At 63.3% G+C, this 8,362-nt stretch carries 7 protein-coding genes; 4 read left to right on the forward strand and 3 right to left on the reverse strand.

What is annotated here, in order from left to right:
• Positions 1–660: 660 nt before the first annotated feature.
• Positions 661–1,515, reverse strand: a complete 855-nt coding sequence (locus tag Q7O19_RS03145; RefSeq protein ID WP_303808609.1) for a response regulator — start codon at positions 1,513–1,515, stop codon at positions 661–663.
• A 766-nt stretch (positions 1,516–2,281) separates the two neighbouring features.
• On the opposite strand from Q7O19_RS03145, the gene Q7O19_RS03150 reads away from it, so the two are divergent.
• Positions 2,282–3,228, forward strand: a protein-coding gene (locus Q7O19_RS03150) for an IS630 family transposase (RefSeq protein WP_303808610.1) whose coding sequence is annotated in 2 segments (ribosomal slippage) — positions 2,282–2,621 and positions 2,621–3,228 — 948 coding nt in all. Because the reading frame shifts where the segments join, the coding sequence is not laid out codon by codon here.
• Between the two features lie 12 nt (positions 3,229–3,240).
• Here Q7O19_RS03150 and Q7O19_RS03155 read toward each other — a convergent pair.
• Both Q7O19_RS03155 and Q7O19_RS03160 read right to left on the reverse strand, forming a co-directional pair.
• Positions 3,241–3,852 carry a chromosomal replication initiator DnaA gene (locus Q7O19_RS03155; RefSeq protein ID WP_303808611.1) on the reverse strand — a complete coding sequence of 204 codons (612 nt, stop codon included), beginning with the start codon at positions 3,850–3,852 and terminating at the stop codon, positions 3,241–3,243.
• Positions 3,849–5,078, reverse strand: a complete 1,230-nt coding sequence (locus tag Q7O19_RS03160; RefSeq protein WP_303808613.1) for a heavy-metal-associated domain-containing protein — start codon at positions 5,076–5,078, stop codon at positions 3,849–3,851. Before Q7O19_RS03160 ends, Q7O19_RS03155 begins: the two co-directional genes overlap by 4 nt.
• An 82-nt stretch (positions 5,079–5,160) precedes the next feature.
• Here Q7O19_RS03160 and purM point away from each other — a divergent pair, with 82 nt between their 5' ends.
• From purM to Q7O19_RS03175, 3 genes are all read left to right on the forward strand, one after another.
• On the forward strand, positions 5,161–6,261 hold the full coding sequence (gene purM, locus Q7O19_RS03165; RefSeq protein ID WP_303808614.1) for a phosphoribosylformylglycinamidine cyclo-ligase: 1,101 nt from the start codon (positions 5,161–5,163) through the stop codon (positions 6,259–6,261).
• Entirely contained in the window at positions 6,254–7,117 is an 864-nt protein-coding gene (gene purN, locus Q7O19_RS03170; RefSeq protein ID WP_303808616.1) for a phosphoribosylglycinamide formyltransferase, read from the forward strand. The genes purM and purN overlap by 8 nt, the downstream gene beginning before the upstream one ends.
• 67 nt (positions 7,118–7,184) lie before the next feature.
• Positions 7,185–8,332 (forward strand): IS3 family transposase gene (locus Q7O19_RS03175; protein WP_303808617.1). Its coding sequence is split into 2 segments (ribosomal slippage): positions 7,185–7,443 and positions 7,443–8,332, totalling 1,149 coding nucleotides; the frame shifts between segments, so codons are not numbered across the junction.
• Positions 8,333–8,362 lie beyond the last annotated feature (30 nt).

The following is an 8,362-nucleotide window of genomic DNA, read 5'->3' on the forward strand; positions in this document are numbered from 1 at the left end:
GATCGGATAGATCGCTTGCGCTCATCGCCTGTTTGATGCTGATCGAAGCCCTTTTATTGATGGGCAACAGCAATTTGGCTTCAAGTCGAAATGCGCCCAGTCCGACGCGGGCCCATGAAGTGTCGTTCCATATCAAGCGACTGCATGATGAACATGTCGGCTGATGGCTGCCCATCATCTGTTTTTTAAAGATCTGTTTCAGCGGACCAGTGGCCCGTGGTGAACCGAGAAACTTATGAATAATATAGGATTTATACTAAATTCCATTAAGAATTTCAGAAGTTCATGGGCTTCCGGGTGAACCACGCAGTCATTCGGTTTGAACAGAGTTCGCTTCTGAATGTGATGGTCTTGGCGATAGCGTGAGATTTCAATGCGGCGAGGTAAACTACACAGTTTGGAGACGGTCCGGTCATCGAAACGTTCGAGAATGAGACGCCGTCTCAACATGATCTGTAACCAACAAACGGTGAGTGGCACGGATAACCGCAAAATGCTTGCCTGATTTGCCACAGGATCGGCAAAAATCAGCAAGGATGGACATGGGTTTATACGCTGCCGGCAGCGGCATGTGCGCATGGCCTTGCGCGAAGACTGCTTCAGCGATGCCGTGACGGGCCCTCTCGCCAGCGGTTGGGCGGCACAATGGCCCGTATCCGTTTACAGGTCTGCCAGATCGGCAATATAGCTCTTGAGCGCCCGTTCGACGGTTGGCTCGATGGCCAGGAAATGGCGCCGGCCATCACTTTCATCCGGGACACGCATCAACACGCCATCGTCAACCATGCGCGTGATCAAGCGCAGCGCGGTGGTGGTCGCCACCCCAGCGACGATGCAGGCGCTCGAAACGGCAACTTTGCGATCTTCCAGCGAGGCCAGAATCAGATCGAGCAGGATGTTCCAGGCCGGGTCGCCCAAAGCCTTCCCGCCAATCGCCATCGCCCTGGTGGATTCCGCACGGATCAGCTTCCGGAGCAGGGCTGCGTCTGGATTGGTCCGCATGGACGTGGGGACATCCACCGCAGCCGCCGCATGACCAGCCTGATTCTGCAGCAGGCTGCCGAGCAGGCGGATTTCGACGGTCAGGGTTGAAAGCTTGTCGTCCACGGATTCTGTGCGCGCGGCCTTCGCCCGCATGTCCCGGATCAACGCGAGCGGGGCATCGAGTGCCGCCATCGCAAACGGCTTGATCAGCAGGTCCACCGCCGACGCCCGCAGCGCCTCGATTGCCAGTTCCACCGTCGGATCGGCCGTTGTCAGGATGAAGCGCGGCCACCCCTCACCCCGGGATGAAGGGCGCAACGCCGCCATCTTCATCAGGGTCATCGCGGCGCCGCCGTTCAGGCCGCCATCAGCGATCACCGTCGAAATGGCCGGATCGGCCAGTTCATCAACAACCTGCGCATGGCTGTGAGCGATCACAACCGTATATCCAAGATTTTCGAGGTGATTCAGGCACGCCTTCGCAAATGCGAAATCGCTATCGGCGATCAGGATCCTGTCCGGCCCTGCCATGTGTCAACTCTTACCTCCCGGTAATTTACAATAACAAGTTCTTGTGAAACGATAATAAACGCTTAAATCGCAAACAACTCTTGCCTTGGCACTAGTTCTAACGGCGCCTGTTATCGGCCCAAACTGCAAAAAGATGCAATACCGGAGATATATTCATCCGTTTCTGACAAAAAATCCGCTTTTGGGCGTATCAGTAGATTCACTTAGATAGTTCTAGGGAACATTATTCGGTAAAAACCGACACTTGCAGGTTTCTACGGTTACGGCCGCTATCGGTGCCAACTTGATTTGCCGCTGATTGAACGCCGCTGCTGGATTTTCGGCACTCCGAAAGGAGGTCTGCCGGATTGCGTTGGCCTGCAGGTTGAATGGCGGCGCATTCGTTCCGTTGGCGACCAGGGGGGTGAACCGCCGGAGATGCGCGTCCACTGCGCGCATGGCCCGGAATGTCCAGCAGACGAGACGCCACGGTTGGGGTTGGTTGCGCGCCATCCCACTTGATGCGCAACGGCCCACGGGTCCTGCCGTGGCGTCTCCCCGCTCTCACGATATCGCCTTGATGGCCGGGGAAGGCCCCGGAAAGGATCGGCGTTCTCTTGCAAAATAGATTGGTTACATTTTTGCAAGGGTCGCCTAGCCTCTGCTTGTCAAGTTAACATGTGTAGTGGAGGTTAGAGCGTTTTCCACCTGAACTGGCTCGTTGGGGATTCCCTTTTGGGCGGCGTTGTGATTCAGACTTCCTGCTGGTGGCAGGAGGCCAGCATGGATGGTACGAACGCTCTCACAGGATCTTCGGGACCGAGTTGTCGGTGCGATTGACGGCGGCATGAGCTGCCGAGCGGCAGCAGCACATTTTGGGGTCAGCACTTCGAGCGCGATCCGCTGGCGGCGCCTGGCCCTTCAGCATGGCCGGGCAGTCGCGAGAGCTCGTGGCGGGGACCGCCATTTGGGCAGGATCGAAGTGCACGGCGATTTCATCAAAGGGCTGATTGCCGAGGTGGGCGACATCACCTTGGTCGAGGTCCAGGCACGGCTGATCGAGCGCGGCGCTCCCTTGGGGATCGGAACTGTGCATCGCTTCTTCGCCCGGCACGGGATCACGCGTAAAAAAAGACCGGGCACGCGCAAGAGCAAGACCGTCCCGACGTCCTGAGGCAGCGGCAGCGCTGGTTCGACGGCCAGTGCGATCTGGATCCGGAGCGCCTCGTCTTCATCGATGAGACGTGGACTGCAACCAACATGACCCGCAGCCATGGCCGATGCCCGAGAGGCGAGCGGCTGCGCATGGGCTTCCCACATGGCCACCGCAAGACGACCACATTGGTCGCTGGCCTGCGCATGACCGGCATGGTCGCCCCCATGGTGCTCGACGGGCCTATCAATGGCGACTGGTTCGAAGCCTATGTCACCCAGGTGCTGGTGCCCGAGCTGCGGCCCGGCGATGTCGTCATCATGGACAACCTGTCGAGCCACAAGCGAACCGCCGTGCAGACGAAAATCGAAGCGGCCGGCGCCACCCTGCGCTTCCTTCCGCCCTACAGCCCGGACTTCAACCCAATCGAAAAGGCGTTCTCGAAGCTCAAGGCCATGCTCAGAAAGATCGGCGAGCGAACCGTCACTGGGCTCTGGGACCTCATCGGCAGGCTCATCGATATCTTCCAACCCAACGAATGCGCAAACTACTTCAGATCGTGCGGGTATGAACCAAAATGATTGGAAACCGCTCTAAAATCCGAATTCGCCCTGCCCGTCCACCAATTCGCGGGCCAGCGGGATGGTGATGGCACGCCGGCGGGCCAGCGCGGCGGCATCAAGCGCGTCGACCACTGCCTGCGCCGTGACCAGGCTGCGTTCGATGCGCACCACCAACCAGCGGATCAGATCATCGCCCACCTTTATCCCGCGTTCGGCAAACAGCTTGGCCAGTACGGCGGCCAGCAGTTCATCATCCGGTTCCCCCAACCGCACCAGCGGCGTGGCGGCCAGCCGGCTGGCCAGATCGGGCAGGCCGTGGCCCCAGTCGCGCGGGGCCAGCGGGCTGGTGAGCAACAGCGGCGTTTCGCGGCTGGCGGCGTTCCAGGCGTGAAACAGGCGTTCCGGGTCTTCGGCCTCGGCGCCTTCGATCACGCTGGCCCGGTGATGGGCAGAGAACCAGCGCGCCAGATGGGTCTTGCCGCTGCCGGCCGGGCCAACAACCAACGTCACTGGCACCGGCCACAGGCCGGGCGCTGCCAGCCAGGCCGCCGCCGCGCGATTGGCTTCGGTGATGGCAAGACGGTCCGGGCTGAGATCAGCCGGCCAGGCCAGCGGCAACGCCGGTTCGGGCGCCTGCGTCATGGCGCAGGATTGGTAGCAGCCGGCGCCGCCGGTGGCTTTGGCGCAGCAGCCGGCGGTGCCGGCAGCCGGCGCAGCACGAGATCGGCGCCCTGCCGCTCCAGCCCCCAACCACGGGCAGCCAGTGCCGTGCGCAAGGCCGCTTCGCCGCCGGGCATCGCCACTTCGATGCGGCTGGTGCCACCCACCGCCACCTGGGCCATCAACACATCGCCGGCAATGCCGCGCAACAGGCGTTCCGTCGCTGCCAGGCTGGCATTGTCCGGCGTGATGGCGGCAATCAGCACCGGGGTCGAATCAGGCGGCGGCGTGCCAATCTGCACATCGGCCGCAATGATCGCCCCCACATCCACCGCCAGATCGGGATCGGCGCGCAAGCGACCATCACGCAACGCCTGCGCATACAGCGCATCGATGCCCTTCACCCCTTCATCCAGCAGTCGGGCCAGCCCAGCCTCGCTACCCACCTTGAGTGCCAGCCGGCCCAATTCGGTGCCAGCCGCGCCGTGGCGGGCGATGAACAGGGCGCGGATCGGGCCACCGGGATAAACCCTTGTCAGCCGGGCTTCGGCGACCAGCACATCGACCGTATCAAAGCGGGTGATGATGCTGCGCCAGCCGGCCGGATCGGTGCGCCGCACCTGCGCCGCGCTCAACCACAGATTGTCGGCCGCGGTGCCGCCGGGCAGCACATAATCAATGGGGGTCACATTGCCCTGCCAGCGCCCCCAGGCATCGCGCCAGGCCGTGCGCGACTGCGTTACCTGCGCGGCACCGCCATCCACCAGCAGCGGCAGCAGCAGCATCGGCGGCGATTGCAGACTGGCAACGCCGCCCACATAATCGGCGGCCCGGCTGCGATCGAACACCACGCCCAGCCGCGCGATATAACGAGTGGCGGAAAACTGTTCGCCCTGACCTTCGATGCCGGCCACCATGCCATCGATCTGCCCATCCGAAAGCCGCGGCGCTTCAGCTTCGGGCCGGTTTGCCAGCCGCGCCCACAGGATCGGCCAGGCCTTGTGCATCGCTTGCGTCCAGGCGGCGCGGCGGGCGTCGTCCACGGTCTTCGCCGTCACATCCACATCAATGCCGCCCACGGCATAGGCGCTGCCCGCCCCGCCTGATGGATCAGACGCCGGGCGTTCGGCCTTGCGGCTGGCCTGCTGGGCCACGGCAATCGCCGCGATCAGGCCAGCGCCGGCTAAAAGGGCAAGGATGCGCGTCACGCATGCTGTTTAGGGCCGCACCGCCCCGATTGCCAAGCGCGGATGCTGGCGCTTGGCTGCATCTGGCGCTATGGCGGCGCGCATGAGCGAAAAACGCCCCCTCACGCCCCCTCTTACCTATGCTGATGCCGGCGTGGATATCGCTGCCGGCAACGCGCTGGTGAAGATGATTGCCCCGCTGGCCCGCGCCACCGCAAGGCCGGGTGCAGATGCCGAACTGGGCGGCTTTGGCGGCTTTTTCGATCCCAAGGCCGCCGGCTATAAAGACCCGCTGCTGGTCGCCGCCAATGATGGTGTGGGCACCAAGCTGAAGCTGGCCATCGATACCGGCCGCCACGACACGGTGGGAATCGATCTGGTCGCCATGTGCGTGAACGATCTCATCGTGCAGGGCGCTGAACCGCTGTTTTTCCTGGATTATTTCGCGACCGGCAAGCTGGAGAACGGCGTCGCCGCCCGTGTGTTGGCCGGCATCGCCGATGGCTGCAAGCAAGCCGGTTGCGCCCTGATCGGCGGCGAGACAGCGGAAATGCCCGGCATGTATGCCGCCGGCGATTATGATCTGGCGGGCTTCTCCGTCGGCGCGGTCGAGCGCGGCGAGCAACTCACCGGCGACGGCGTAGCGCCGGGCCAGTTGCTGCTCGGCGTCGCTTCGTCGGGCGCGCATAGCAACGGTTATTCCCTCATCCGCCGCATCCTTGAACGTGCAGGTGCCGATCTGAACGCCCCTGCCCCCTTCGATCCCAGCCGCACGCTGGCCGAAGCGCTGCTCGAACCCACCCGCATCTATGTGAAGCCGCTGCTGCCGCTGATCCGCGCCGGCCGCATCAAGGCGCTGGCGCACATCACCGGCGGCGGCTTCCTCGAAAATATCCCGCGCGTGCTGCCCGCCGGTTCGCGCGCGCTGGTTGCTGCGCCCACATTGCCGCCGCTGTTTGACTGGCTGCGGGAGCAAGGCGGCGTTGCAGCGGCCGAAATGGCGCGCACCTTCAACTGCGGCACCGGCATGGTGCTGGTGGTGGACCGCGCCGAGGCCGACGCCGTGATCGCCGCGTTGATCGACGCCGGCGAACAGGCCAGCGTGATCGGCGAAATCATCGCCGGCCAGAAGGGCTGCGAAATCCACGGCGCACCCGGCCAATGGGGCGAAACCGCCGCCTGGACGGCCAGCCACGATGCCTGAGAAGGCGCGCGTCGGCGTCCTGATTTCGGGCCGCGGCAGCAACATGGCCGCGCTGCTCTATGCCAGCCGGCTTTATGACTGCCCCTATGAGATCGTCGTCGTTGGCAGCAATCATCCCGATGCTGCCGGGCTTGCGCTGGCGGCAGCGGAAGGCGTCCCCACCTTCGCCCACAGCCACAAAGGACTGAAACGCGCCGAGTTCGACGCCATCGTGACGCGCGAACTGGAACAGGCCGGTGTCACCCACATCGCGCTCGCCGGTTATATGCGGCTGCTGTCCGCAGAGTTCGTCACCCACTGGCAGGACCGCTGCCTCAACATCCACCCGTCGCTGCTGCCCAACCACAAAGGCCTGCACACCCACGAGGCCGTGCTGGCCGCCGGCGAGGATGAAACCGGCTGCACCATCCACATCGTCACGCCCGAACTGGATGACGGGCCCATTTTGGGCCAGGCCTGCATCAAGGTGCTGCCCGGCGACACCCCCGAAAGCCTTGCCGTGCGGGTGCAATATGCCGAACACCAGCTCTACCCGCGCGTGCTCGCCGATTGGGTTTCGGCCGATCAGCGCCCCGAAGCCCTGCTCACCCGCCTGCGCGGCCTGGCGCTGAACCTGCCGGCGGCGGCGGAAAAACTCTCCCACGGCTCCCCCGGCTTCTTCGTCGAAGGCGGCAAGTTCTTTGCCTATTTCAGCGACAACCACCACGGCGACGGCATCACCGCGCTCTTGTTGAAAGTCTCCGGCCTTGACGAAGCTGCCATGCTGATCGAGCAGGACCCAGACCGCTTCTTCCGCCCCAAATATTTCGGCCCAGTCGGCTGGGTGGGCGTCGTGCTCACCGATGGGCCGGACTGAGCGATGTGAGCTGCTGCCGGTTTCGTGGACACCGAGATAAGGTGTTTAATGGAACCGGAGGGTATGAATGCAACGACGCAAGTTCAGCCGCGAGTTTAAGCTCGAGGCGGTAAAGCTGGTCAGGGATCGCGGCGTGACGATGGCGCAGGCGGCCCGCGATCTGGATCTCCACATCAACGTTTTGCGCAAGTGGGTCAGCGACCATGGCAGCGATCCTGGCGGGGCCTTTCCCGGGCATGGCCAGATGCGGCCGGAACAGTTGGAGATCGAACGGCTACGCCGTGAGAACGCGAAGCTGAAAGCGGAGCGCGACATCCTAAAAAAAGCCGCGGCCTATTTCGCGAGGGACTCGATATGAAGTTCGGGTTCATCGCGAAGCATCGAGGGGTCTGGCCGGTAACGTGGCTTTGCGAGGCTCTCGGTGTCTCGCGCAGCGGCTTTCATGCCTGGCTGGGCCGCGCGCCCAGCGCGCGTGCCCGCAGCGACGAGATGCTTGGCGCCAGGGTCCGCGCCAGCTTCATCGCCAGCTATCGCACATATGGCGCACGGCGGGTCTGGCACGATGTGCTGGCCGAAGGCCAGCCATGCGGCCTGCATCGCATCGAGCGCCTGATGCGCCAGCAGGCGCTGAAGGCACGGCCTCGCCGGCGCGGTCTGCCCAGGGACGATGGCCAACGATCGGTGATCGCCGAGAACGTTCTTGATCGCCAGTTCAGCGCCGAAGCGCCGAACCAGAAGTGGGTAGCTGACTTCACCTACATCTGGACCGCTGAGGGCTGGCTGTATGTGGCTGCCGTGATCGACTTGTTCTCGCGCCGCGTCGTGGGCTGGTCGATGAGCGCGACGATGGCGGCGCAGCTCGTCACCGACGCGCTGATGATGGCGATCTGGCGCCGGGGCAAGCCCGACGCCTTGCTGCATCATTCGGACCAGGGCAGCCAATACACCAGCGAGCAGTTCCAGCGGCTGATGGCCGATAACGGCGTGACCTGTTCGATGAGCCGTTCAGGCAACGTCTGGGACAACGCAGCCATGGAGAGCTTCTTCTCTTCGCTGAAGACCGAGCGGATCGCGCGCAAAACCTATCGCACGCGAAATCAGGCAAAGGCCGAGGTGTTCGATTACATCGAACGCTTCTACAATCCCACACGCAGGCACTCGACCTTGGGGTATCTCAGCCCCATCGACTTCGAGCGGCAGGCTAATGTAGCCTAACCTCGTGTCCATCAAACCGGCAGCAGCTCA

The sequence above is a fragment of the Sandarakinorhabdus limnophila DSM 17366 genome (assembly GCF_945882885.1).
GTDB lineage: Bacteria > Pseudomonadota > Alphaproteobacteria > Sphingomonadales > Sphingomonadaceae > Sandarakinorhabdus > Sandarakinorhabdus limnophila_A.

Coding starts and splice junctions, on each gene's coding strand:
- Q7O19_RS03145 (WP_303808609.1), bottom strand. CDS start 1,515: ATGGCAGGGCCGGACAGGATCCTGATCGCCGATAGCGATTTCGCATTT.
- Q7O19_RS03155 (WP_303808611.1), bottom strand. CDS start 3,852: ATGACGCAGGCGCCCGAACCGGCGTTGCCGCTGGCCTGGCCGGCTGAT.
- purM (WP_303808614.1), top strand. CDS start 5,161: ATGAGCGAAAAACGCCCCCTCACGCCCCCTCTTACCTATGCTGATGCC.
- purN (WP_303808616.1), top strand. CDS start 6,254: ATGCCTGAGAAGGCGCGCGTCGGCGTCCTGATTTCGGGCCGCGGCAGC.